Annotated in this window: 20 protein-coding genes; 10 read left to right on the forward strand and 10 right to left on the reverse strand. The window is 71.4% G+C overall.

Annotated features, from left to right (window positions below; translation table 11 throughout):
* The first annotated feature begins 79 nt into the window (after positions 1 to 79).
* On the forward strand, positions 80 to 859 hold the full coding sequence (locus tag AB0F29_RS32480; protein WP_361879714.1) for a class III extradiol ring-cleavage dioxygenase: 780 nt from the start codon (positions 80 to 82) through the stop codon (positions 857 to 859).
* A gap of 162 nt (positions 860 to 1021) precedes the next feature.
* Here AB0F29_RS32480 and AB0F29_RS32485 read toward each other — a convergent pair whose 3' ends face one another.
* Entirely contained in the window at positions 1022 to 2164 is a 1143-nt protein-coding gene (locus AB0F29_RS32485; protein WP_361879717.1) for a questin oxidase family protein, read from the reverse strand.
* Positions 2165 to 2722: 558 nt separating this feature from the next.
* Between AB0F29_RS32485 and AB0F29_RS32490 the strand changes: the two genes are divergently transcribed.
* The gene (locus AB0F29_RS32490) at positions 2723 to 3724 is read left to right on the forward strand and encodes a sigma-70 family RNA polymerase sigma factor (protein ID WP_361879720.1); all 1002 of its coding nucleotides are present in this window, start codon (positions 2723 to 2725) and stop codon (positions 3722 to 3724) included.
* A 131-nt stretch (positions 3725 to 3855) separates the two neighbouring features.
* Here AB0F29_RS32490 and AB0F29_RS32495 read toward each other — a convergent pair whose 3' ends face one another.
* Positions 3856 to 4911 (reverse strand): transcriptional regulator, encoded by a 1056-nt coding sequence (locus AB0F29_RS32495; protein ID WP_361879723.1) that lies wholly within the window; start codon positions 4909 to 4911, stop codon positions 3856 to 3858.
* 61 nt (positions 4912 to 4972) lie between these two features.
* Here AB0F29_RS32495 and AB0F29_RS32500 point away from each other — a divergent pair, with 61 nt between their 5' ends.
* Positions 4973 to 6613 (forward strand): MFS transporter, encoded by a 1641-nt coding sequence (locus AB0F29_RS32500; RefSeq protein WP_361879726.1) that lies wholly within the window; start codon positions 4973 to 4975, stop codon positions 6611 to 6613.
* A 113-nt stretch (positions 6614 to 6726) separates the two neighbouring features.
* Here the strand turns inward: AB0F29_RS32500 and AB0F29_RS32505 are convergent, their stop codons facing one another.
* Both AB0F29_RS32505 and AB0F29_RS32510 read right to left on the reverse strand, forming a co-directional pair.
* A complete protein-coding gene (locus AB0F29_RS32505) occupies positions 6727 to 7482 on the reverse strand; it encodes a DUF6227 family protein (RefSeq protein ID WP_361879729.1) in 756 nt (251 codons plus the stop codon).
* 257 nt (positions 7483 to 7739) lie between these two features.
* A complete protein-coding gene (locus AB0F29_RS32510) occupies positions 7740 to 8846 on the reverse strand; it encodes a P1 family peptidase (RefSeq protein ID WP_361879732.1) in 1107 nt (368 codons plus the stop codon).
* A gap of 197 nt (positions 8847 to 9043) precedes the next feature.
* On the opposite strand from AB0F29_RS32510, the gene AB0F29_RS32515 reads away from it, so the two are divergent.
* The 6 genes from AB0F29_RS32515 to AB0F29_RS32540 all read left to right on the forward strand — a co-directional run bounded on the left by AB0F29_RS32515 (position 9044) and on the right by AB0F29_RS32540 (position 14469).
* Positions 9044 to 10153 (forward strand): MFS transporter, encoded by a 1110-nt coding sequence (locus AB0F29_RS32515; RefSeq protein ID WP_361879735.1) that lies wholly within the window; start codon positions 9044 to 9046, stop codon positions 10151 to 10153.
* Positions 10150 to 12477, forward strand: a complete 2328-nt coding sequence (locus AB0F29_RS32520; RefSeq protein WP_361879738.1) for a molybdopterin oxidoreductase family protein — start codon at positions 10150 to 10152, stop codon at positions 12475 to 12477. Before AB0F29_RS32515 ends, AB0F29_RS32520 begins: the two co-directional genes overlap by 4 nt.
* 6 nt (positions 12478 to 12483) lie before the next feature.
* Positions 12484 to 13086, forward strand: coding sequence for a 4Fe-4S dicluster domain-containing protein (locus AB0F29_RS32525; protein ID WP_003968479.1), 603 nt, complete (start codon positions 12484 to 12486; stop codon positions 13084 to 13086).
* Complete coding sequence (locus tag AB0F29_RS32530; protein WP_361879742.1) at positions 13083 to 13790, forward strand: Rieske (2Fe-2S) protein; 708 nt, start codon at positions 13083 to 13085, stop codon at positions 13788 to 13790. The genes AB0F29_RS32525 and AB0F29_RS32530 overlap by 4 nt, the downstream gene beginning before the upstream one ends.
* Positions 13787 to 14182: a hypothetical protein gene (locus AB0F29_RS32535; protein ID WP_018961119.1), complete on the forward strand. Its 396-nt coding sequence runs from the start codon at positions 13787 to 13789 to the stop codon at positions 14180 to 14182. The genes AB0F29_RS32530 and AB0F29_RS32535 overlap by 4 nt, the downstream gene beginning before the upstream one ends.
* Before the next feature lie 62 nt (positions 14183 to 14244).
* Positions 14245 to 14469 (forward strand): hypothetical protein, encoded by a 225-nt coding sequence (locus tag AB0F29_RS32540; protein WP_018961118.1) that lies wholly within the window; start codon positions 14245 to 14247, stop codon positions 14467 to 14469.
* A gap of 16 nt (positions 14470 to 14485) precedes the next feature.
* Here the strand turns inward: AB0F29_RS32540 and AB0F29_RS32545 are convergent, their stop codons facing one another.
* The 6 genes from AB0F29_RS32545 to AB0F29_RS32570 all read right to left on the reverse strand — a co-directional run bounded on the left by AB0F29_RS32545 (position 14486) and on the right by AB0F29_RS32570 (position 20801).
* Positions 14486 to 15028 (reverse strand): MscL family protein, encoded by a 543-nt coding sequence (locus AB0F29_RS32545; RefSeq protein ID WP_361879746.1) that lies wholly within the window; start codon positions 15026 to 15028, stop codon positions 14486 to 14488.
* Positions 15029 to 15141: 113 nt separating this feature from the next.
* Entirely contained in the window at positions 15142 to 15633 is a 492-nt protein-coding gene (locus AB0F29_RS32550; protein WP_361879822.1) for a hypothetical protein, read from the reverse strand.
* A gap of 445 nt (positions 15634 to 16078) precedes the next feature.
* Positions 16079 to 16963 carry an S-methyl-5'-thioadenosine phosphorylase gene (locus AB0F29_RS32555; RefSeq protein ID WP_361879749.1) on the reverse strand — a complete coding sequence of 295 codons (885 nt, stop codon included), beginning with the start codon at positions 16961 to 16963 and terminating at the stop codon, positions 16079 to 16081.
* A gap of 102 nt (positions 16964 to 17065) precedes the next feature.
* Positions 17066 to 17419: an FmdB family zinc ribbon protein gene (locus tag AB0F29_RS32560; protein ID WP_361879750.1), complete on the reverse strand. Its 354-nt coding sequence runs from the start codon at positions 17417 to 17419 to the stop codon at positions 17066 to 17068.
* 66 nt (positions 17420 to 17485) lie between these two features.
* Positions 17486 to 18766 (reverse strand): MFS transporter, encoded by a 1281-nt coding sequence (locus AB0F29_RS32565; RefSeq protein WP_361879753.1) that lies wholly within the window; start codon positions 18764 to 18766, stop codon positions 17486 to 17488.
* Between the two features lie 358 nt (positions 18767 to 19124).
* On the reverse strand, positions 19125 to 20801 hold the full coding sequence (locus tag AB0F29_RS32570; protein ID WP_361879825.1) for a potassium/proton antiporter: 1677 nt from the start codon (positions 20799 to 20801) through the stop codon (positions 19125 to 19127).
* A 217-nt stretch (positions 20802 to 21018) separates the two neighbouring features.
* Here AB0F29_RS32570 and AB0F29_RS32575 point away from each other — a divergent pair, with 217 nt between their 5' ends.
* Positions 21019 to 23763 carry a penicillin acylase family protein gene (locus AB0F29_RS32575; protein WP_361879756.1) on the forward strand — a complete coding sequence of 915 codons (2745 nt, stop codon included), beginning with the start codon at positions 21019 to 21021 and terminating at the stop codon, positions 23761 to 23763.

Consider the following 23763-nt stretch of genomic DNA (forward strand, 5'->3'; position numbering starts at 1 on the left):
GTTCGTGACCGGATCCCGTGTCCGGGTGCCCCGTGCGGCACCCGTCTCCCTGGGGCCGTGTCCAGTGGATGGGAGCGCCATGACAGCCACCCCGGAGCGGATGCCCGCCCTCTACCTCTCGCACGGCGCACCGCCGCTGGCCGACGATCCCGTCTGGCCCGGCGAGCTCGCCGCCTGGTCCGCGGGGCTGCCCCGCCCCCGCGCGATCCTGATGGTCTCCGCCCACTGGGAGGAGGCCCCGCTCGCGCTGGGCGCCACCGAGACAGTGCCGCTCGTGTACGACTTCTGGGGCTTCCCCGAGCACTACTACGGGGTGCGTTACGGGGCCCCGGGCGCGCCCGAGCTGGCCGACAGCGTCCGCAAGCTGCTGCGTGGCGCCGGGGCGCCGGTCCAGGACATCCCGGACCGCGGCCTCGACCACGGGGCGTACGTACCGCTGGTGGAGATGTTCCCGGACGCCGACGTCCCCGTACTCCAGATCTCCCTGCCGACCCTCGACCCGCGGAAGCTGATGGACATCGGGCGCAAACTCGCCCCCCTGCGCGACGAGGGCGTGCTCATCGTCGGCAGCGGCTTCTTCACCCACAACCTGGCCGCTCTGCGCCACCCGGGCGGCGTTCCCGGCTGGTCGGCGGAGTTCGACGACTGGGGCGACCGCGCGCTGCGGGCCCAGGACATCGACGCGCTGATCGACTTCGAGCACACCTCCCCGGCCGGGAAGCTGGCCCACCCGCGCACCGAGCACTTCGCGCCGCTGTTCGTGACGCTGGGCGCTGCCGAGGACGAGCTGGACCGGGGGCGCAGCGTTATCGACGGCTTCTGGATGGGGCTGGCGAAGCGCTCGGTGCAGTTCGGCTGAGGGATCGGGGCGCTCGGGGTTCGGCTGAGGGGCCCAGGCGCTCGGGGTTCGGCTGAGGGGCTCGGGCACTCGGGTTCAGCTGGGCTCCGGGTTCGGCCGAGGGCTTCGGGGGCCAAAGACCGCCCGAGCCCCCCGAGCCCTTGGAGGCCACCCCCGAACGCTCTAGAAGACCGGCGGGTTCAACTCGATCGCGCGCCGGGCGGCGGAGAACGCGAGCGCGTCGCCCACGTCCAGTGCCGTGTCGGTGAACTTGATCGTGTGGTCGTCGCCGTGCGCCGCCGCCCGGGCGAACAGCTCCCCGGCGTCCGGGGCGCCGGACGCGGACGCCGCGACCGGGGCCGCGTCACGGGGCGCGTAGGCGGCGGTGACCGCCGCGCTCGCCGCCCAGGCGGCCCGCAGACTCGGCGCCCACAGCTCGCCGGGCAGGGCCGGCAGGGTGCGCAGCACCGCGTTGGGCGCGGTCGCCGCGTGGACCAGCATGATCGGCTCGCCGTGCGCGTGGGTCGCGTACCGGTGGGTCGAGGCCCGCACCAGCTCCCGGAGCGCGGCCCGTGCCTCCTCCGGCCCTGCGGGTGCCGGCCCCTGGCCGGAGCCCGGTCCTCGCCCAGGGCCGACGCGCTGTTCCCGCCTCGGGCCGGAGCCCTGTTCCCGCCCTGGGTCCACGCCCTGTTCCCACCCCGGACCGGTGCCCTGCCCCGGCCCCGGCCAGTCCGGGAACCCGGTCAGTTGCGCGAACCGGTCCCGGATGCCGCCGCTCCGGTCGGGCACCAGCGGAACCCGGTCCAGTGCCGCCGCAGCGCTCGGGGCCGGGCCGAGCGGCGTCAGGGCGGGCAGGGGCTGGTGCCGGGCGGCCCAGTAGCCGAGGGCGTGGGCCAGCTCCCGGACGCGCGGGGCGCTCTCCTCGCCCGCCAGCAGGGTCCGTACGGAATGGCCCACCCGGATCGCCGGATGCGTCGCGCCCGCGGCGATGCCCGGCAGCAGCCGGGGCCACCACGCGGCGAGCACGTCGCGCCAGGGGATCTCGGCCGTCTCCCGCTCGAAGTACGCCGTCCAGTCGGCGATGCGGCGCGGGTCGCCCAGCGCCTCGTGCCAGTTCCGCGCGGTCACGGGGGAGCCGACGTCCGGCATCTCCTCCAGCTTCGGGCCGTACCGGTCCAGCCAGCGGTGCACGGCCGACGCCTGACCGTGCCGCACGAGGGCCTCCACGGCCATCGGCGCGTGATTGCTGAGCCAGCCGTCGCGCTCCGGCCCCGAGAGGTGGATGCGCTCCAGCGCCTCGTCGAGGGTGCCTGTGGTGTCGTCCATGCCGATCACGCTAGGCACGCGCGGGCCGGAGCGGATCGGGCCGCGGTCCCGGTCGGTCTCGGACCGGGGTCCCAGGCACTCCGGTCCTCGGTTACCCGCCGGATCGGTCGGCGGACGTACGCCCCGCGGCCCGGGCCCTTCCGGTCCGGCGCGTCGCGACCACCCTGAGCAACCGGTCCGGCGCGTCGAGGCCACCCTGAGCAACCCGAACGCCGCCCGATCCGTCCTTCGGGGTGGGAGCACGGCTCCCCGGGCGCCGGGCGGCGGCCGGGCGAGAGGCCGTGGGACGTGCGTGTGAGTGCGGTCTCATGCACGAGCCGATTCCGGGTACCCGGCCGGAGAGCCGCAAAAGGGCCTGTCCGGCCCCGCCACCGGCTCTGACCTGCGCGTCCGGCGGAAACCGGAAGCGGAATCCAGCGTTCGGCGCCGGACAGGGTACTGCATGATCGCGAAAGTGAATGTGTGGCATGGGAATTCTGTCCGGATTCCAGTCGTTGTTTCCATCGGATGCAGGGCACCTCGAAAGGGTGTCGCGACCTACTCAGCAAGGGAGCACGCATGGCAACCCGTGCCGTCGCCCGTCGTACGTCCACCTCCTCCGGTGGGTCCGGCCGGGCAGGCAGTGTTCGCGCCGTGGGCGGGGAAATCGCCGATCGCGACCTGGTCGGCATGTACCTGGACGAGATCGCCCGCACACCGCTGCTCGACGCCGCCAAGGAAGTCGACCTCTCCCAGACCATCGAGGCGGGCGTCTTCGCCCAGCAGATCCTCGACGGCGGGGTGGAGAGCGCCGCCGGTGACGCGAAGCGTGAGGAGCTGGAGGCGCTGGTCGCCGAGGGCGAGCGCGCCAAGGACATATTCATCCGTTCCAACCTCCGGCTCGTCGTCGCCGTGGCCCGCCGCTACCCGCGCGCGGGGCTCCCTCTGCTCGACCTGATCCAGGAGGGCAACGCGGGCCTGGTGCGCGCGGTCGAGAAGTTCGACTACGCCAAGGGCTTCAAGTTCTCCACGTACGCCACCTGGTGGATCCGGCAGGCCATCACCCGGTCCATCGCCGACCAGTCCCGCACGATCCGGCTCCCCGTCCACCTGGTGGAGGAGCTCGGCCGGATCCGCCGGGTCCAGCGCGAGTTCAACCGCGAGCACGGGCGCGACCCGGAGCACGCGGAGATCGCCGCCGAGCTCGACTCCAACACCGAGCGCGTCGGCAACGTCCTGGACTGGGCCCGCGATCCGGTCAGCCTCAACATGTCCGTGGACGACGACGGCGACACCCAGTTCGGCGACCTGCTGGAGGACACCTCCGCCGTCTCGCCCGAGCAGTCCGTGATGACCCTGCTCCGCAGCGAGGAGCTGGAGGACCTGATCGGCAAGCTCGACAACCGGACCGCCTCGATCATCAAGATGCGGTACGGCATCGAGGACGGGCGGGAGCGGACGCTGACCGAAGTGGGCAAGCAGCACGGCCTCACGCGGGAGCGGATCCGCCAGATAGAGAAGCACGCACTGCTCGAATTGAAGCGAATGGCTCACGACACGGGCTTTGACGCTGCGGCGTGAGCCAATAACCCGTAATCTCCCCATCAAGCCGGTTCGCACCGGCCGACCGACCGGGTCATTCCGGTCACCCGACCGGTTTTCACCGGTCCCTGAGCTGAGCCCCGGCGCCCACCCCCCCCCGGCGTCGGGGCTCACCCCTGTTCCGGATCTGCCAGCGGCTCGGCCGGGCGCCGGGCGGCGCGGGTCAGCCGGGCGCCGAGGCCCTCCAGGTACTCCACCAGCTGCGGCGGCCCCTGCGCGGAGAACTCGCAGTCCACCAGCGCCAGCCGCAGCGCCACCCACTCCAGCGAATCGGCGCACGAGGCCCGCAGCCGGCAACCGCCCTCCCCGTCCGGCTCCGGCGCCCCGAAGTGCGCGGGCAGCCGCGCCGCCACGAACTCCGCCGGCGCCCCGAACCACACATCGAGGCACAGCTCCGGCTTCATCCGCCGCATCGACCGGGTGAGGTACTTCGCCGCTTCCCCGCTCTCCGCGTCGCTCCGCGCCTCGCCGCCCGCGTCGCCCCCGTCGCTCCCCGCGCCCTCGACGGGCAGCGGCCTCGGCGCGAACCGCGCCCCCGTCGCGTACGGCTCGCCGACCCGGTCCACCCGGAACGTACGCCAGTCCTCCCGGCCCAGGTCGTAGGCCACCAGGTACCAGCGCTGCCCGGTGCTCACCAGCCGGTACGGCTCGACCTCCCGCTTCGTCCGGGTGCCGTCGCCGCTGCGGTACGCGAACCTCAGCCGCTCCCGCCCGGTGGCCGCCGAGGCCAGCGTCGTCAGGGTCCGCGGGTCGATGGTGGCGCCGTCGCCCCGGGTCAGCGGCACCGTGGCGTTCTGGAGCGCGGAGACCCGGTGCCGCAGCCGGGAGGGAAGCACCTGTTCCAGCTTGGCCAGCGCCCGTACGGAGGCCTCGTCGACGCCCTCGATCGCGTGCCCCGCACCGGCCCGCAGCCCCACCGCGATGGCCACGGCCTCCTCGTCGTCCAGCAGGAGGGGCGGCATGGCGGCACCCGCCACCAGGCGATAGCCGCCGACGGAGCCGCGTGAGGCCTCGACCGGGTAGCCCAGGTCGCGCAGCCGGTCGACATCGCGGCGGATCGTGCGCGGACTGACGGCGAGCCGCTCGGCCAGCTCGCCGCCGGGCCACTCGCGGGGGGTCTGGAGGAGCGACAGCAGTTTCAGCAGTCGTGCTGGAGTGTCGGACATGGCTTCAGGATGGCGGACCATCAGGCCATGATCTGACCTAATGGATGCCTAGGTTCTTCCCATGCCTTCTTCCGCACCCCCGCCGCCCACGGCGCCGCACCTCGCTCCGCCCGCTCCGCCCGCTCCGCCCGCTCCGTCCACGTTGCCCGCGCCGCCCGCGACGGTGAAGACACCGGTGGCACCCGTGCCCGCCCCGGCCGACCGGCGGCGCTGGTTCGCGCTGGCCATCGTGATGACCGCCGCCTTCATGGACCTGGTCGACGTCACGATCGTCAACATCGCGATCCCCAGCATCCAGCGCGAGACCGGGGCCTCGGTCTCCGCGATCCAGTGGATCACCGCCGGTTACGCCCTCGCGTTCGCGGCCGGACTGATCACGGGCGGCCGCCTCGGCGACATCTACGGGCGCAAGAGGCTCTTCCTCGTCGGCATCGGCGGATTCACGCTCGCCTCCGCCCTGTGCGGCTTCGCGGGCAGCCCCGAGATACTGGTCGCGGCCCGGATCCTCCAGGGTGCGACGGCGGCGCTGATGGTGCCCCAGGTCCTCTCGATCGTGCACGCCACCTTCCCGGCCCACGAGCGCGGCAAGGTCTTCGGCCTCTTCGGCGCGGTCGTCGGACTCGGCGCGGTCTCCGGTCCGCTGCTGGGCGCCCTGCTCACCGAGTGGGACCTCTTCGGGCTCGGCTGGCGGCCGATCTTCCTGATCAACCTGCCCGTCGGGATCGCCGGACTGATCCTCGGCGCGAAGTTCATCACCGAGTCGAAGGCCCCCCGGGCGGTCCGTCTCGATCTTCCCGGCGTCGCCCTGATCACCCTGGCGATGCTGATGCTCATCTACCCGCTCACCCGGGGGCACGAGCTGGGCTGGCCGCTCTGGGGCCATCTCTCGATGGTGGGCAGCCTGTTCGTCCTCGGGGCGCTGGTCGCCTACCAACGGCAGAAGGCGCTGCGCGACGGCTCGCCGCTGATCGAACTGTCCCTGTTCCGGGTCAAGAGCTTCGCCGCCGGCATCGCCGTGCAGCTGACCTTCGGCGTCGGCCTCGGCATCTTCTTCCTGGTCTGGACGATGTACATGCAGATGGGTCTCGGCTGGAGCGTGCTGCGCGCCGGCACGACGGGCATCCCGTTCTCCGTCGCCGTCTCGGTGGCCGCCGGGGTCTCCGTGCAGAAGCTGGTGCCCCGCTTCGGCCGCAAGGTCCTCCAGGCCGGCGCGCTCCTCATGATCGCCGGACTGCTGATCTACCTCTGGGAGAGCGAGCAGTACGGGATGGGCATCACGTCCTTGCAGATGGCCGTCCCGCTGGTGGTCATGGGTGTGGGGATGGGGCTGATCGTGGCTCCGCTGACCGACGCCGTGCTCTCCGAAGTGCCCAAGGAGCACGCCGGTTCGGCGTCAGGGCTGATCAACACCGTCCAGCAGATGGGGACGGCGCTCGGTCTGGGCCTGGTGTCCGTCGTCTTCTTCGGGGCGATCGGCGACCGACTGGCCCCCGACGAGGTCGGCCCGGCGTTCGTCGACGCGTTCCAGCAGTCGCTGTGGTGGGTGACCGGGGTGCTCTCGGTGATCTTCCTGGTGATGTTCGCGCTGCCCGCCCGGCCGCGCGCCCACGTCGAGGACGAGGCCCACGTCGAGGACGAGGCCCACGCGGGGGGCGCCGCGAACGTGGAGGGTGTCGCGAACCTGGGGGACGGCGCGCGCTGATCCGTGTGGGCGGCGTGACCCGGCCGCGCGTGGGCGGCGCGGCCGGCCCGGCTCTGCCCCCCAGTGACCGGCCTCGGCGGTCATCCGCCGGGCCGGTCCTGATGGTGTCCGGCTCAGCAGATCCGGGTGCGGCTCTCCATCGCCGCCCGGGCGGTGTGCTCGTCCTCGTACACCTCGCACATGTGACGGCCGTCGGGCGTCGCCGTGTGCTCGACCTCCCACAGGCTCGTCTCGCTGCCGTCGAGCAGCAGGAACGCGTGCTCGTAGAGCGTGAAACCGGCCGGGCGGCCGTCGACGCGACACTGACGCCCGAAGATCTGGGTGATGTGGTGGGCGAACGCCGACCGGAGCAGCCGTGTCTTCTGCTCGCCCGGCCGGTCGGCGTTCTCCGCGCGGCGCAGCACCCGGCGGGCGTGGTCCGCGGAATTGTCGGGGGCGTACGTCCGGGGGAGCGGGGCCGGCGGGGCGGACATCAGGACCGTCAGCATCTCCAGTTCGCCCTGGCCCTCCTGCACCCCTTCGTCACCGAAGGCCGGGGAGTCGGAGAGGCTTCCCGCGAGCCGGGACGCGGCGATACGGGCGTCGCCCTCGTCGTCGTACAGCTCGTGCCGACGCGGTATCCGCACGTCCCGGCCTCCGCTGTGCACCAGCTCCCACAGAGTGAGGGCGGAGCCGTCGGTGAGGAGATACGTGTGACGGTAGGTCTCGCGGTGCAGCACGGAACTGTGGTGCGACGAGTGCAGCGAACTGCTGTGGGCGAGCGCGCTGCCGAGGCGGTCGACCGTGCTGTCGGGAAGGTCGAAGGAGTTGAGGGCGCGTCGCAGGAGTCGGTCGAGGTGGTGCTCGGTTGTCTCGTACGGATCGCTCAAGGTGGTGTCTCCAGGCCGTCGCCGCGTGTTACTTGATGCGTGCTTAACGTAGTCCCTGGGTCCGGCATCGTGACCGGGGTTCGTGAAAACGTAGGGCACACGCAGAAAGTTCCCCGCGTATTCCTGGTGCATTACGGGCGCTTGGGGCGAACTCCCTTACGCGGATGGCGAGTCGGCCGCCCGCACGCCCCTCGCTCACACCGCGCGCCCCAAGGTTCCGCCGACCGGACCGGCCACCGACCGCCGTGGGACAGCCCTTAGCCGCCGTACAGCTCTGTGTACGAGAGGAGCCTGCCGCCCGGCCCCGCCGTGCTCCGGGCCGCGCGCACAGCCTTGACGATGGCCCGCGCCAGGACGTCGGCGCCCGCCGCCAGGATCTCGTTGACGGCGGCCGGGTCCCCGGGTGGCACCCGCACCTGCCCGGTGGCCAGGGTGAACACGGTGTCCCCGTCGGTCAGCAGATGGACCGGACGCACCGCGCGGGCCAGCCCGTCGTGTGCGGTGCCCGCCAGCTTCTGGGCCTGCGCCCGGGTCAGGTCCGCGTCCGTGGCGACGACGGCGATCGTCGTGTTGAACGGCGGGGCCCCGCCTCCGGCCGCCTCCGTCGCCTTCCGCTCCCGTGCGAGACGCCGCCCCGCCGCCGCGTGGACCTCGGCCGGAGGGTGGGCCGGCGGCTCCCCGGCCCCGTACTCCCCGAACAGCACCCCGGTCCGGGGGTCGACCACCGAGCCCGCCGCGTTCACCGCGACGAGAGCGGCCACCGTGACCCCGGAGGCGAGGCGGGTGCTCGCCGTGCCGACGCCGCCCTTGAGCTGCCCGGCCACCGCGCCGGTGCCGGCGCCGACGCCGCCCTCGGCCACGGGCTCCCCGGCCCCGGTGGCTGCCGCGGCCTCCACCGCGGCGCGGCCGGTCGACGCGTCGGGGCGGGCCCGCCAGTCGCCGCCCCGGCCGAGGTCGAAGAGGGCGGCGGCCGGAACGACCGGCACCACGTGGGTGGGCCCGGGGCCGACCCGGACGCCCCGGCCCCGCTCCTCCAGCCAGGCCATCACGCCGGACGCGGCGTCGAGCCCGTACGCGCTGCCGCCCGTGAGGACGACGGCGTCGACACGCTGCACCAGATTGCGCGGGTCCAACGCGTCCGTCTCCCGGGTGCCCGGCCCGCCGCCCCGTACGTCCACGGCGGCCACGGCCCCGCCCTCGGGCGCCAGGACGACGGTCGTTCCGCTCAACGCGCCCGCCCCGGCGACCTCGGCGTGGCCGACGCGGATCCCGGCCACATCGGTCAGCGCGTCCAGCGGGATCGGGTACTCGGCGGCCCCGGCCCCGGGGCCCTCGGCGTCCTCCTCCGGGTTCACGGGGATCATCGTGCGGCTCCTCCGGTCGGGGTCGGGGCCCGCGGGGGTGCGAGCCGATGTGCTGCGAACGTACGGGCGAGCGGGGCGCGGTGCGCCCGAAGCGCCCCGCCCGGGCAAGGCGACCCTTGCGACTGTCCGGGCGACCCTCTCACTCTCTCACCCACCAAAACGGGTCCAATCAACCCAAATAGTCCTACGGTGGCCGGGTGACCGAGCCCTCAGAAGCCACCGCAGCAGCCGAGCCCGACGTCCCTGACGGCTCCTCGGCCACGTCTCTCTCCGCTACCGGCCCCCAGTCCGTCACCACCCGGGCGACGCTCGTCGGCGTGGCTGTCTCCGCCGGGCTGATCCTCGCGATCGTGCTCGGCAGCCGTATGCTGCGCAACTTCGACTCGGCCCTCCTCCCCTACGCCGTGGCCACGGTCTTCCTCGCTTTCGGCGTCGCCTACCGGTACACCGTCTGGATCTCCGCCCCCGGTGCCCGACGCCTCTTCAAACAGGGCTGGCGCAGCCTCTTCTCCCTGGACAACTTCCGCAGGGCGCCCACCGCCCTGCCGAAGATGATCGCCACCTATCTGGGCTTCCAGAAGTTCCTCGGCGCCCGCTCCCACGCCCGCTGGGCCGCCCACCAGCTGATCTTCTGGGGCTGCGTCCTCGCCGCCCTGATCACCTTCCCGCTCACCTGGGGCTGGTTCACCTTCACGTCCGGCAGCGGATCGGGACCCGGCTACGAGATGCGGATCTGGGGCTTCAAGATCCTCGGATTCGACTCGCTCAACGTCCTCGGCTGGCTGATGTTCCACGGCCTGGACATCGCCGCCGTCCTCGTCATCCCCGGCGCCTCGTACTTCCTGTGGCGCCGCATGAAGGACCGCGGCGCCGCCACCGGCCAGCGCTTCGCCTACGACCTGGTGCCGCTGATCGCGCTCATCGTCATCTCCGTCACGGGGCTGCTGCTCACCTTCTCCTCGATCTTCCTGCACGGCGGCGGCTACCAGTTCCTCGCGATCCTGCACATGGTGTCGGTCGTCTTCACGCTCATCTACATCCCGTTCGGCAAGTTCTTCCACATCGTCCAGCGACCGGCCGCGGTCGGCATGCAGCTGTTCAAGTACACCGGCCGCAAGGACGACGAGGTGTTCGCCTGCCGCCGCTGCGAGGAGCCCATCGACACCGGCCCCTACGTCGAGAACCTGCGCGGCACCATGCGCGACCTCCGGCTCGACTTCGACTCCTGGGCCGAGTACTGCCCGCGCTGCAAGCGGGTGCTGCGCGGCAGCGCCTACCTCACCCATGTGAAGAAGGGCTTCAAATGACCGCGGACCCGCGACCCGCTGCCGACCGCCGCACCTTCATCCCCCTGGACCCCTCCCTCGCCCCTCCCGGCACCCGCGCCTTCCGGGACGCGGGCGGCATCCCGGCCGACCAGTGGCACGCCGACCAGAACGGCGAGACTCTCGTGCCGACCCACTGCTGCTTCTGCGGTGTCCAGTGCGGGATGTACCTGCGCGTGGACCGCGGCGGCAAGGTCTTCGGTGTCGAACCCCGCAACCACGACATCAACCGGATGCGGCTCTGCCCCAAGGGCATCAACGCCTACCAGCAGGTCAACCACCCCGACCGGCTGACCGCCCCGCTGATGCGCCGCTCCCGCGACGAGGAGTTCCGCGAGGTCTCCTGGGAGGAGGCGCTCGACTTCACCGTCTCCGAGATCAAGCGCATCCAGCAGACCCACGGCAACGACGCCTTCGGGCTCCTCGGCGGGGCCAGCCTGTTCTCCGAGAAGACCTATCTGGTGGGCAAGTTCGGCCGGGTCGCGCTCAAGACCCGGCACGTCGACTACAACGGCCGCCTCTGCATGGTCAGCGCGGCGGGCGCCAACAAGCTGGCCTTCGGCATCGACCGGGCCGGCAACCCCTTCTCCGACATCCTGCTCACCGACTGCCTGCTCATCGCGGGCTCCAACGTCGGCGAGTGCTTCCCCGTGATGACCCAGTACGTCTGGGGGGCCCGGGACCGAGGGGCCAGCCTCATCGTCATCGACCCGCGCGAGACCGCCATCGCCCGGACCGCCGACATCCACGTCGCCCTCAAGCCCGGCACCGACTCCGCCTTCTTCACCTCCGTCCTGCACGTCGTCATCGAGGAAGGGCTCACCGACGAGAACTACCTCGCCGCCCACGCCACCGGCTGGGAGGAGGTCAAGGCCAAGGCCGCCGAGTACCCGCCCTCCCGCGCCGCCGCGATCTGCGGGATCCCCGCCGAGCAGATCGTCCAGGTCGCCCGGACCTTCGCCCGCGCCCCCAGGGCCATGGCCTGGCACGCCCGGGGCATCGAGCACCACTCGCAGGGCGTCGAGAACTGCCTCACCGTGATCAACCTCTGCACCGCCACCGGCCACATCGGCAGACCCGGCGCCGGCTACGGCACCATCACCGGCCAGGGCAACGGGCAGGGCGGCCGCGAGCACGGCCAGAAGGCGGACCTCCTCCCCGGCGGACGCTCCATCATGAACGAGGAGCACCGCCGCCAGATCTGCGAGATCTGGGGCATCGAGGAGTCCGACCTCCCGCCCGCCGGGACCTCCATGATGGAAATGGTCTGGCAGATGCAGCGCCGCGAGATCCGCGGCCTCATCGGCATCTGCAACAACCCCTTCGTCTCCCTGCCCAACTACCGGGTGGTCAAGGAGGGGTACGACGCCACCGAGTTCCACGCGCAATTCGACTTCTTCCTCTCCGAGACCGCGGCCAACGCCCATGTCGTCTTCCCCGTCACCACCTGGGCCGAGGACGAAGGAGTGATGGCCAACGCGGAAGCCCGCGTGGTCAAGCACAACAAGGCCCAGGACCCGCCGCCCGGCGTCCGCACCGACACCTGGGCCATGTGCGAACTCGCCCGACGGCTCGGCGTCGGCGACAAATTCGACTTCCCCGACTCCCGGTCGGTCTTCGACGAGCTGCGCGTCGCCTCCGCCGGCACCGTCAACGACTACTACGGCATCACCTACGAACGCCTGGAGGAGACCGGCGGCATCGCCTGGCCCTGCCCGACCACCGACCATCCCGGCACCCCGCGCCTCTTCGAGGACGGGAAGACCTACCACCCCGACGGCAAGATCCACCTCCAGGCCGTCGAATGGCACCCGCCGATGGACCCGTACGACGACGAGCACCCCATGTCGCTCACCACCGGCCGCACCGTCGCCCACTTCCTCTCCGGCAACCAGACCCGCAGGCTCGGCGCCCTCGTCGAACAGACCCCGCGACCCTGGGCCGAGATCCACCCCTCGCACGGCTTCCGCAACGGCGAGCCCGTCCGCGTCGTCACCCGGCGCGGCAGCGAGGTCTTCCCCGCCCTGGTCACCGAGGCGATCCGCCCCGACACGGTGTTCATCCCGTACCACTGGCCCGTCCCCACCGCGGCCAACGCCCTCACCATCGACGCCCTCGACCCCCGGTCCAAGATCCCCGAGTACAAGGTGTGCGCCTGCCGTATCGAGCACGCCGAGCGGATCGACGAGGTGCCCGCCCCGCCGGTCGCTCCCGGCCATGTCGCCTACCCGGAGACCCAGGTCTCCCGTACCGACCCGCTGCCTCCCACGGCCCCCCAGGGCCGCGGCACCTCGGAGAGGAGCTGAAGCCCCATGATGGGCAGAACGATCTTCATCGACCCGGGGCGTTGCATCGGCTGCCAGGCCTGTGTCTCCGCCTGCCGCGAGTGCGACTCGCACCGCGGCACATCGATGATCCACCTCGACTACACCGACGAGGGTCACTCAGTCGCCTCCCTCCCCACCGTCTGCATGCACTGCGAGGACCCGGTCGCCCCGTGCGCCGAGGTCTGTCCCGCCGACGCGATCCTGGTGACCGCGGACGGCGTGGTGCAGCAGGCCGACACCACCCGCTGCATCGGCTGCTCCAACTGCGTCAACGCCTGCCCCTTCGGCGTACCGAAGATCGACCTCCAGGCGAAGCTGCAGATGAAGTGCAACCTCTGCTACGACCGCACCGCCTACGGTCTCGCCCCGATGTGCGCCACCGTCTGCCCGACCGGAGCTCTCTTCTACGGAACCGTCGAGGAGCTCCAGGCGGAGCGCCCCGGCGTCCAGGTCGCCGACACCTTCGTCTTCGGCGAGACCGAGGTCCGCACCGGTGTGGCCATGGTCGTCCCCGCCGAACGGGTCCAGTGGCCGGTACCCGGCGGGCTTCCCGTCGTGGAGATCAACGGGAAGGACGTCCGCCGATGAGCGTCACCGATCAGCAGCCGGGCGGAGAACACCCTGCCGGAGGAGACCCGCGCGAGGCCCTCCAGGACCGCATCGCCGCCGACTCCCTCACCACCCGACGCGACTACCTCCGGATCGTCACCACCGTCTCCGGCGGTCTCGCCGTCGGCGGCATCGGGGTGGCCGCGGGCATGCTCCACCGCCACGGGGACGGCGAGGAGGGCAAGGCACCCGAGGCGAAGCGCATCGCCGGGCGACTCCTGCCCGGCGAGTCGATCACCTTCCGCTACCCGGACGAGGAGGACCGGGCCGTCGCCGTCCGCCTCGACGACGGCACCCTCGTCGGCTACTCCGCCGTCTGCACCCACCTCGCCTGCGCCGTGCTCTGGCGCAAGGACCGGGGGAGCGAGGGCGAGCTGTACTGCCCGTGCCACGAAGGAGTCTTCGACGCCCGGTCCGGAGAGGTCACGGCGGGGCCGCCACCACGCGGGCTGCCCAAGGTCGTGGTCATCGAGCAGGACGACGGCAGCGTCTGGGCCGTGGGGACCACCCGCTCCGGTGAGAGCGTCGAGGGAGGCCTCTGCCGCCAGCTCGGCGGCGACCGCCCCGACCTCGCCTCCCGCATCGGCTGCCCCGACATCGGCGGCGGAGCCGAATCCCCGCCCCGGGCCGCCGGCGCGCGCGAGCCCTCCGCCACCGCCGAGAACCCGGGCAGGCGGGCATGAGCGACGCCCCGCACCCCGAACAGCCGCTGCCGCCCCCCGGCAGCCACTACCCCACGTACCACCCCGGCAGCGCCGATCCCGAACTGAACCGGCCCGTCCACGAGCGGTATCCGCAGATCCGCCCCACCAGCGGATACGGGGACCCCCGCGTCCGGCACACCGGCCCCGGGCCCGGAGCGGGCACCGACCAGGACCCCGAGCGCTCCTCGAAGCTGACCGCCCGGCTCACCCTGGCCATGACCGTCGTCATCGGCCAGCTCTGGGGACTCACGGTCCTGATCGACGAGTGGATGGAGGGCAACACCGGCACGGCCTGGTGGGGGGCCGGCTTCCTCTGCCTGTCGTTCCTCGTCGTGCTCGGGCTGTGGCTCATCGACCCGAAGGACCGCTGACACCCCCCCGCCCGGCTCCACGGCGGCTCACACCTCGTGGTGGGCCGCCGTACCCTGGAGACATGAGCGCCGCCCCCGCCCCCAGCCCGCGCGATGCGAAGCAGCAGCAGCCACAGGAACAGCCGCACAGGGAACCGAAGCCCAAGCCGGTTCTGGACTTCGACGATCCGCTGGACCGGCAGTCCGCGGACGATACGGACCAGGGGTGGGGCGAGCGGCCTCTCTCCGGCGGCAGCGCCGCCGACCTCGCCCGCTTCCTGGACGAGAAGCCGCCCCACCACATCTGAGCGATGGCCCTGAGGACTACCGGTCCTCGCGCGGACCCGCGGCTGTCCCGCTCGTTCCGCCCGGGCCTTCGCCCGAGTCCGGTCCGGGGGAGCCGGGAGCGCCACCGGTGCGCTGCGCCACGAGGGCGTCGCGGATCTCCTTCAGCACCTCCAGCTCGCTCACCTCCATCGTCTCCTGCACGCCTTCCTTGGCGGCCTGCATGGCCGCCCGCCTGGCCAGGTACTTGGCCATCGGCAGCACCATCAGGAAGTACACGACGGCGGCGGTGATCAGGAAGCTGAGGGCGGCGCTGAGCACCGAGCCCCACAGGATCTCGATCCCGTCCATCTCTCCGGTCTTCGGGTCCGTGGTGCAGGGGCCCTCGAGGCAGGAGCTGTAGCTGTCCAGGTCCTGGGTGCCGAACGCGCCGACCAGGGGGTTGATCACGCCCTTGACGACAGCGTTCACGATGTTGGTGAACGCTGCGCCGATGACGACAGCCACCGCGAGGTCGATCACATTGCCGCGCGTCAGGAAGACCTTGAAGCCCTCCAGCAGACTGACCTTCTTCTCGTTCACGGGTGAGCCTTCCTTCGCATGGGCGGTGAGGGGAGCAAACTGCTCCGCCACCCAAGGCGGGAGAAGGCAGCACTGTCCAACCCATTGGGCCTCCTGGGTGACTTGAGAGGACGTCAGTTCGCATCGGCCACCGCCACGGCCAGCCGGCCCGAAACGCCCGCGCCCAACAGCGCGGTGGCCGTCGACCGCTCCACGGACAACACCACCAGCGCCCCGGCCTCCGCCCCGGCCTCCGCCCCGGCGCCGGAAACGTCCGCCGCGAGACCGCCGGATCCCGCGGCCGCGTGCGGCACCTTCGCCACGCGCACCCCTCGCGCCACCACGCGCGCTTCGTCGCCGGTATCTCCGACCGCGATCACATCGACCCGGTCCCCGGGGCGCAGCAGCCGTACGGTCTCCGGGTCCGCGATCCTGACCGGCGCGGAGACCAGCCGCACGGACGACCTGCCGGCCGCCGGCGGAGCCTCCGGTGGGCCGGCCTCTCCGTCGGCACCGCTCAGACCGGTGGTGGCCAGCGCGGCACCCGCCAGCGCGAGCCCCGCAGCTGCCGCCCGCCGCTGTCGGCGCAGCATCCGGCGCAGCCGGTCCGCGCCACCGCCCCGCACGCGCACGGGCCCGAACGGCCCCACCCCGCACGGCGCGGGCACCGGCGCCGGAGGCGGAGGCGGAGACGGGCACCGGGACGGGGACCGAGACGCCGAAGGGGACCGAGACGGGAAAGGAGGCATGGACGTGGGAGCCGGAGCGGGAGCGGATACGGATGTGAGCGTGGACGGGGGCGTGAACAGGGACGGAGACGGGGGCGTGCACGGGGATGTGCACGGGGACGTGGACATGGCACCACCTCGATTCGGGCGGACGAGGGCAAGGGAAAGGGAACGCGAAAGGGAACGCGAAAGGGGAGTTCGGACCGGTTGATCCGGCCGAACTCCCCTCACTTTCCCCCGCCCACGCAGATCCCGCTGAGGCCTGTGGACAGTCCTCGCACTGGGGATAACTCCGTCACCCGTTCCGGCGCGGTCCGCCCTGCCCGAGCGGCGGCGATGCCCGCTACGGCAGAGCGATCCCCGTGTCGATCCCGTCCAGGGCGTGGGCGCACGTGCAGTTGCGGTTCTCGTTCCCCGGCAGTCCGGCCACCGCGTCGAACAGCACCGAGCGCAGCCGGTCCACGTTGGCCGCGAACACCTGGAGCACCTCCTCGTGCGAGACGCCCTCGCCCGCCTCGGCCCCCGCGTCCAGGTCGGTCACCAGGGTCATCGTCGTGTAGCAGAGGCCCAGCTCACGGGCGAGGACCGCTTCGGGGTGTCCGGTCATGCCCACGACCGACCAGCCCATCGCCGCGTGCCAGCGCGATTCCGCACGGGTCGAGAAGCGGGGCCCCTCGACGACCACCAGGGTGCCGCCGTCCACCGGCTCCCAGTCGCGTCCGCGGGCCGCGGCGAGTGCGGCCCTGCGGCCCTCGGGGCAGTACGGGTCGGCGAAGCCCAGGTGGACGACGTTCGGCACGGTTCCGTCGGCCCGGGTCTCACCGTCGTAAAAGGTCTGTACGCGGGCCTTGGTGCGGTCCACCAGCTGGTCGGGCACGAGCAGGGTGCCCGGCCCGTACTCCGGCCGCAGCCCGCCCACCGCGCACGGGCCGAGCACCTGCCGGACCCCGACGGAGCGCAGCGCCCAGAGGTTGGCCCGGTAGTTGATGCGGTGCGGCGGCAGGTGGTGGCCCCGTCCGTGGCGGGGCAGGAAGGCCACCCGCCGGCCGCCGAGCTCGCCGAGGAAGACCGAGTCGCTCGGCTTCCCGTAAGGGGTGTCCACGGAGACCTCGGTGACGTCCTCCAGGAAGGAGTAGAAGCCCGAGCCGCCGATGACACCGATCTCCGCGGAGCTCCCGGTACCCGTCGTACCCGTACCGGAGCTCGTTTCGTCAAGTGGGTTCGCCATGCGGTCACCGTATCCGGAGGGGCGATGGGCGGGACGAACGCCCGGACCCCGCCGAGTGGCCTCGGCGGGGTCCGGTGAAAAGCAGTTGAGGCGTACGCGGGCTCAGGCGGCCGGCGTACCGCTCGACGAGGCCGGCGCGGAGGCCGACGACGAGGAGGAGCCGGACGAAGAGGACGACGACGCTGTCGCGCTCGCCTTCGTGTCCGAACCCGACGTCGAGGACGACGCGGAGTCGGACGACTTCGAGCCCGCCGACGCCGGCGTGCTGCTCGTCGAGGAGCCGCGGCTGTCGTTCCGGTAGAAACCGGAACCCTTGAAGACGATGCCGACCGCGGAGAACACCTTCTTGAGGCGTCCGTCGCAGCTCGGGCACACGGTCAGGGCATCATCGGTGAACTTCTGCACCGCCTCGAGGCCCTCGCCGCACTCGGTGCACTGGTACTGATAGGTCGGCACTTGCTCCTCCTGGCACTCTCACTCAATGAGTGCTAACGACGCTCCATACTGACGTATTCCGTTGAATCAGTCCACCGTGACCGGCTCGCGGTGACCGATCGCACGTGCGACGGTGCGCCCCGAGGACCGCGGAGTCAGCCGCGAGCGCAGGGCCAGCAAGGTCATCAGCGCCAGCACGGTTCCGGCCAGAGGCACCAGGAAACCGGTGCTCGCGCCATGGGCGTCGGCGAGTTGCCCCGCCACGGTCACGGCCGCGGCCTGTCCGAGCGCCACGGCGCCCGTCAGCCAGGTGAAGGCCTCGGTGCGGGCGGTGGCGGGCACCAGCGCATCGACCAGGGTGTAGCCGCTGATCAGCGCCGGAGCGATGCAGAGGCCGACCAGCAGGCCGAGCCCGGCCAGCAGCGGCACCGAGTGCACGGCCCACAGGCCGGACGCGGTGAGGGTCAGCGCCACGTACCCGACGATCAGCCGTCGGCGCGGGCTGCTCTTCCAGGCGATGGCGCCGCAGGCGATGCCGGCCAGCATGTTGCCCGCCGCGAAGACCCCGTAGAGGACACCGTTCACCCCGGGGTGGCCGATCTCCTCGGAGAACGCGGTCAGTGAGACCTGCATCCCGCCGAAGACCGCGCCGATGCCCAGGAAGGCGACGGCCAGGACGCGCACACCCGGCACGGAGAGCGCCGAGGCGTGGGGCTCGGCCGCGGTGGCCGCGTTGCGAGGGGCGGGCTGGGTGGCACGCTGCGCGGCGAAGAACAGGCCGCCGACCAGGGTCAGGGCGGCTTCCGTGATCAGACCGGCCGCCGGGTGCACGCCGGTGCAGAGCGCGGTGGCGATCACCGGGCCGAGTACGAACGTGAACTCGTCCGTCACCGACTCGAACGCGGCCGCGGTGGACATCAGCGGAGAGGCGGGCCGGTCGGGGGTCGCCCCCAGCATCGCCGCCCAGCGGGCCCGCACCATGGGGCCGACCTGTGGGATGGAGGCGCCGGTCGGCACGGCGGCGACGAACAGCACCCACAGGGGTGCGTCCGCCAGCGCCAGTACGGTCAGGGCGCTCACGGAGACGGCGTGGAGAAGCACTCCGGGCAGCAGGACGGCGCGCTGCCCGAAGCGGTCGGCGAGCTTGCCGCTCTGCGGGGCGAACAGCGCCATGGAGACGCCGGAGACCGCCGCGACGGCGCCGGCGCTGCCGTACGAGCCGGTGGTGTGCTGCACGAGGAGGACGATGCCGATGGTGAGCATCGCGAAGGGCTGCCGTGCGGCGAAGCCCGGGAGGAGGAAGGTCCACGCACCGGGGGTGCGCAGGAGTTGCCCGTATCCGGGGCGGTCGGAGACCGTGGTCGCCACGGTCCTTGTCTTTCTGCCGCCTGGTGGCCCTGCTTCCCGGCGCCCTTGTGGGGCGGGCCGGACGGAAGCGGCCGAGAGCTGTCCTCTTCGCGCGGAACTGCGGTAGATGCCGGGCGACTCGCTGCAATCGGCGAAGAAACGCCGGGCGAAGAGACACCACGACCGCCATACGGTCGCGCCAGCTCTGCTTCAGACAGAGTTGGTCGATCAGGTTTGCCCTTAATCGTACAGGCAGGAAGCCCTGTGCGCCTGTGATTGCGTACAGGGCTTCCGTATCAGCCTGTGATCTACGACGCGTGCGCTGCCGATTCCCTGAGTCGTCGCCTCATGGGGCCTCAGGCTGCTCCAGGGAGCAGCCTCAGGGACTGGTCCTCGTGCCGCTGCCGCTGCTGCCGTTCACGCTGCCAGTGCCACTGCCACTGCCACTGCCACTGCCGTTGGCACTGGCACTCGCGCCGCCGAGCTTCTTGGCCAGCTTCATCGCCTGGGGTATGGCTGAACCGCCATGGGGCCCCGCCGTGCCGGGCGCGCCGGCGGCGGGGGTTCTGCCGGTGCCCAGCCAGCCGGCCAGTTTGCCGCCCTCGCCGACCGCCCGCAGCCGCTCCTCCGCCCTGTCCCGCACCGGATCGGTGGCCACCACCAGCAGCTCGTCCCCGCGCCGCAGCACCGTCGCCGGGGACGGCACGAAGCTCTTGCCCTCACGGACCACCAGCGTGACCGCGGCGCCCGCCGGGAGCCGGAGCTCGCCGACCTCGACGCCGTGCATCTTGGACTTCGTGGGGATGGCGACCGACAGCAGGTGTCCGCGCAGCCGCTCCAGCGGGGCCGACTCGATGCCCAGGTCGGCGGCCTCGGCCGGATCGTCGGCGATGTTCAGCTTGTTCGCGACCCAGGGCAGCGTCGGGCCCTGGATGAGGGTGTAGACGATGACCAGGACGAAAACGATGTTGAAGATTCTCGTACTGCCCTCCACCCCGGACACCATCGGAATGGTCGCCAGGACGATGGGCACCGCCCCGCGCAGCCCGGCCCAGGACATCAGGACCTTCTCGCGGGCCGGCAGCCGGAACGGTGCGAGGCTCAGGAAGACCGACAACGGCCGCGCCACCATGGTCAGCACCAGGCCCACGACGATGGCGGGCCAGAAGTCGTCGACCAGGTCGTGCGGGGTGACGAGCAGGCCGAGCAGCACGAACATGCCGATCTGGGCCAGCCAGCCGAGCCCGTCCGCGAAGCCCCGGGTGGCGGGCCAGTGCGGCAGCTTGGAGTTGCCGAGGATCATCGCGGCCAGGTAGACGGCGAGGAACCCGCTGCCGTGGGCCATGGCGCCCGCCGCGTACGCGGAGACGGCGATGGCCATCACGGCGATCGGGTAGAGGCCGGAGGCGGGCAGCGCCACGTGCCGCAGCCCCAGGGACCCCAGCCAGCCCACCGCGATGCCGATCGCGGCGCCGATGGCCAGCTCCATGGCGATCTCGGCGAGCAGGATGTACCAGTGCTCGACCGGGCCGACCGCGGAGAACGCGACGACCAGGATGACGACGGGAGCGTCGTTGAAGCCCGACTCCGCCTCCAGGACACCGGTGATCCGGGGCGGCAGGGGAACCCTGCGCAGCACGGAGAAGACGGCGGCCGCGTCGGTCGAGGAGACGACCGCGCCGATGATGAGGGCCTGGCGCCAGTCCAGGCCGACCAGGTAGTGCGCGGCGGCGGCGGTGACGCCCACGCTGATGCCGACGCCGACGGTCGAGATCACCGCGGCCGCGGGCAGGACGGGTCTGACTTCTTTCCACTTCGCCCCGAGTCCGCCCTCGGCCAGGATGACGACCAGGGCGGCGTAGCCGAAGACCTGCGTCAGCTCGGCGTTGTCGAACTTGACGTCGAAGATGCCGTCCTGCCCCAGGGCGATCCCGATGCCGAGATACAGGAGCAGGCTGGGGAGCCCGCTGCGCGAGGAGACCCGTACCGCCACCACGGCGACGAGCAGGACGAGCGAGCAGACGAGCAGGAGTTCGTTGAGCGCGTGGACAGTCAGGGTCCGTTCCTTCCCTGCGTGCGCCTGCCGGATCGTCCTCCGGCAGCCAGTTACTTCGTTACCTTACCTAATCTTTAACGATTCCTTGACGGGTTCGAGTGTTCGTACGAGGAAGACGCAAATGGATGCATCCCTATACCGCGTCCGAGTGGCTTCTCCGCTGCGCCTATGGTTGCTCCTGCACTCCCAGGACCACCCTGCCCCTCGAAGGACAGCGATGCCCGCCAACACAACCGCCTCTTCCGGCCCTTCCGACGCGAAGAAGCCCGGCAGGAAGAAGGGGCGACGCGCCCGCCTGCTCGTGCTCGTCCTGGTGCTGGCGCTCGTCGCGGGTGTCGGATACGGGGCGTACTGGTCCGTGTCCACCGTGCGGGCCTCGTACCCGCAGACCACCGGGTCGATGACTCTGAACGGCCTTTCCGGGGACGTCGAGGTCAAACGTGACTCCTACGGAATCCCGCAGATCTACGCGGACTCCGACGCCGACCTCTTCCGCGCCCAGGGCTTCGTCCAGGCCCAGGACCGCTTCTGGGAGATGGACGTCCGGCGGCACATGACGTCCGGCCGGCTCTCCGAGATGTTCGGTTCCGGACAGGTGGAGACCGATTCCTTCCTGCGTACGCTCGGCTGGCGGAAGGTGGCGCAGAAGGAGTACGACGAGGTCCTGGACGAGAGCACCAAGAAGAACCTCCAGTCGTACGCGGAGGGCGTCAACGCGTATCTGAAGGGCAAGGAAGGCCGGGACATCTCGGTCGAGTACGCGGCTCTGGGGCTGACCAACGACTACAAGCCCGGCGAGTGGACCCCGGTCGACTCGGTGGCCTGGCTGAAGGCGATGGCGTGGGACCTGCGCGGCAACATGCAGGACGAGATCGACCGTTCGCTGCTGACCAGCCGCCTCGACAAGGACCAGATCGAGGACCTGTACCCCGGCTACCCGTACAAGCGGAACAAGCCGATCGTCGAGAACGGCGCGATCTCCTCCGCCACCGGGAAGTTCGACCCCGAGGCGAACCCGTCGGACAGCATCGGGTCGTCGACCGCCGAGGGCGCCACCGAGGGCCTCAGCACCCAGATGGCCGCCCTCTCGGACACCCTTGACGAGATCCCGGCGCTGCTCGGCCCGAACGGCAACGGCATCGGCTCGAACTCCTGGGTCGTCGACGGCAAGCACACGACGTCCGGCAAGGCGCTGCTCGCGAACGACCCGCACCTCGCGCCGATGCTGCCCTCCCTCTGGTACCAGATGGGCCTGCACTGCCGGGAACTCTCCAAGACCTGCCAGTACGACACGGCCGGCTACACCTTCTCCGGCATGCCCGGTGTGATCATCGGTCACAACCAGGACATCGCCTGGGGCCTCACCAATCTGGGCGCCGACGTCACCGACCTCTTCCTGGAGAAGGTCTCCGACGACGGCTACCTGTACGACGGCGAGACCAAGTCCTTCAAGACCCGCGAGGAGATCATCAAGGTCGCCGGCGGCAGGGACCGGAAGATCACGGTCCGCGAGACGAACAACGGGCCCCTGGTCTCCGACCGCAGCAAGGAGCTGGACAAGGTCGGCCAGAAGGCCCCCGTCAGCAACGCGGCCCCGGACCGGGCCGACGGCTACGCGGTGGCGCTGAAGTGGACCGCGCTGGAGCCCGGGAAGTCCATGGACGCCGTCTTCGCGCTCAACCGGGCCAAGGACTTCACCACCTTCCGGAAGGCCGCCGAGAACTTCGAGGTCCCCTCGCAGAACCTCATCTACGCCGACACCGAGGGCAACATCGGCTACCAGGCCCCGGGCAAGATCCCGGTCCGCTCCGAGGGCTACGACGGCACGGCGCCCGCGCCGGGCTGGGACCCGAAGTACGCATGGGAGGGGTACATCCCCTTCGAGGAGCTGCCGTACGAGTACAACCCGGACCGCGGCTTCATCGTCACCGCCAACCAGGCCGTCATCGACGAGAAGAAGTACCCCCACCTCCTGACCAAGGACTGGGGCTACGGCGCCCGCAGTCAGCGGATCAACGACCTCCTGACCCAGAAGATCAAGGGCGGTGAGAAGGTCTCGACCGATGACATGCAGAAGATGCAGATGGACAACTTCAGCGAGATCGCCGCGCTGCTGGTGCCCGAGCTGAAGAAGATCAACATCTCCGACCCGAGCGTCCGCGAAGCCCAGAAGCTGCTGGAGGGCTGGGACTACACCCAGGAGCCCGACTCGGCCGCCGCCGCGTACTTCAACGGCGTCTGGCGCAACATCCTGAAACTCGCCTTCGGCAACAAGCTGCCCAAGGAGATGCGGGTCGAGGGCGACTGCCTCAACGTGCCGCCGGCCAAGAACAGCGGCCCGGCCGACCAGCAGAAGAAGCTCGTCCGCGAGTGCGGCCAGCGCGACGGCGACACCGCGCAGCCGGACGGCGGCGACCGCTGGTTCCAGGTGGTCCGCGACATCGTGGACGACCAGGACAACGAGTGGTGGAAGGCCCCCGCCCGGGGCCGCGAGGACGCCCTGGAGAGCCGGGACGACCTGTTCGCCCGGGCTATGGAGGACGCCCGCTGGGAGCTGACCGCCAAGCTCGGCAAGAACATCTCCACCTGGAGCTGGGGCCGCCTGCACCGGCTGACGCTGAAGAACCAGACCCTCGGCACCGAAGGCCCCGGCCTGCTCCAGCGGGCGCTCAACCGAGGCCCCTGGAACCTCGGCGGCGGCGAGGCGGCGGTCAACGCCACCGGCTGGAACGCGGCGAGCGGCTACGAGGTCGTCTGGGTGCCGTCGATGCGGATGGTCGTCAACGTGGGGGACTGGGACAAGTCCCGCTGGATCAACCTCAGCGGGGCCTCCGGTCACGCGTTCAGCGCGCACTACACCGATCAGACCGACAAGTGGGTCGACGGTGAACTGCTCGACTGGTCCTTCGGGGCGGACGCGGTCGACGCGTCCACCGTCGACACGCTGACGCTGAAACCGTAG

It is taken from the genome of Streptomyces sp. NPDC026589, from assembly GCF_040638385.1.
GTDB lineage: Bacteria > Actinomycetota > Actinomycetes > Streptomycetales > Streptomycetaceae > Streptomyces.

Bases quoted from the DNA above. Each gene is read 5' to 3' on its own strand.
- AB0F29_RS32530 (WP_361879742.1), top strand. From the start codon at position 13,083: ATGAGCGTCACCGATCAGCAGCCGGGCGGAGAACACCCTGCCGGAGGA.
- AB0F29_RS32490 (WP_361879720.1), top strand. From the start codon at position 2,723: ATGGCAACCCGTGCCGTCGCCCGTCGTACGTCCACCTCCTCCGGTGGG.
- AB0F29_RS32540 (WP_018961118.1), top strand. From the start codon at position 14,245: ATGAGCGCCGCCCCCGCCCCCAGCCCGCGCGATGCGAAGCAGCAGCAG.
- AB0F29_RS32535 (WP_018961119.1), top strand. From the start codon at position 13,787: ATGAGCGACGCCCCGCACCCCGAACAGCCGCTGCCGCCCCCCGGCAGC.
- AB0F29_RS32500 (WP_361879726.1), top strand. From the start codon at position 4,973: ATGCCTTCTTCCGCACCCCCGCCGCCCACGGCGCCGCACCTCGCTCCG.
- AB0F29_RS32520 (WP_361879738.1), top strand. From the start codon at position 10,150: ATGACCGCGGACCCGCGACCCGCTGCCGACCGCCGCACCTTCATCCCC.
- AB0F29_RS32480 (WP_361879714.1), top strand. From the start codon at position 80: ATGACAGCCACCCCGGAGCGGATGCCCGCCCTCTACCTCTCGCACGGC.
- AB0F29_RS32575 (WP_361879756.1), top strand. From the start codon at position 21,019: ATGCCCGCCAACACAACCGCCTCTTCCGGCCCTTCCGACGCGAAGAAG.
- AB0F29_RS32485 (WP_361879717.1), bottom strand. From the start codon at position 2,164: ATGGACGACACCACAGGCACCCTCGACGAGGCGCTGGAGCGCATCCAC.
- AB0F29_RS32555 (WP_361879749.1), bottom strand. From the start codon at position 16,963: ATGGCGAACCCACTTGACGAAACGAGCTCCGGTACGGGTACGACGGGT.
- AB0F29_RS32495 (WP_361879723.1), bottom strand. From the start codon at position 4,911: ATGTCCGACACTCCAGCACGACTGCTGAAACTGCTGTCGCTCCTCCAG.
- AB0F29_RS32525 (WP_003968479.1), top strand. From the start codon at position 12,484: ATGATGGGCAGAACGATCTTCATCGACCCGGGGCGTTGCATCGGCTGC.
- AB0F29_RS32510 (WP_361879732.1), bottom strand. From the start codon at position 8,846: ATGATCCCCGTGAACCCGGAGGAGGACGCCGAGGGCCCCGGGGCCGGG.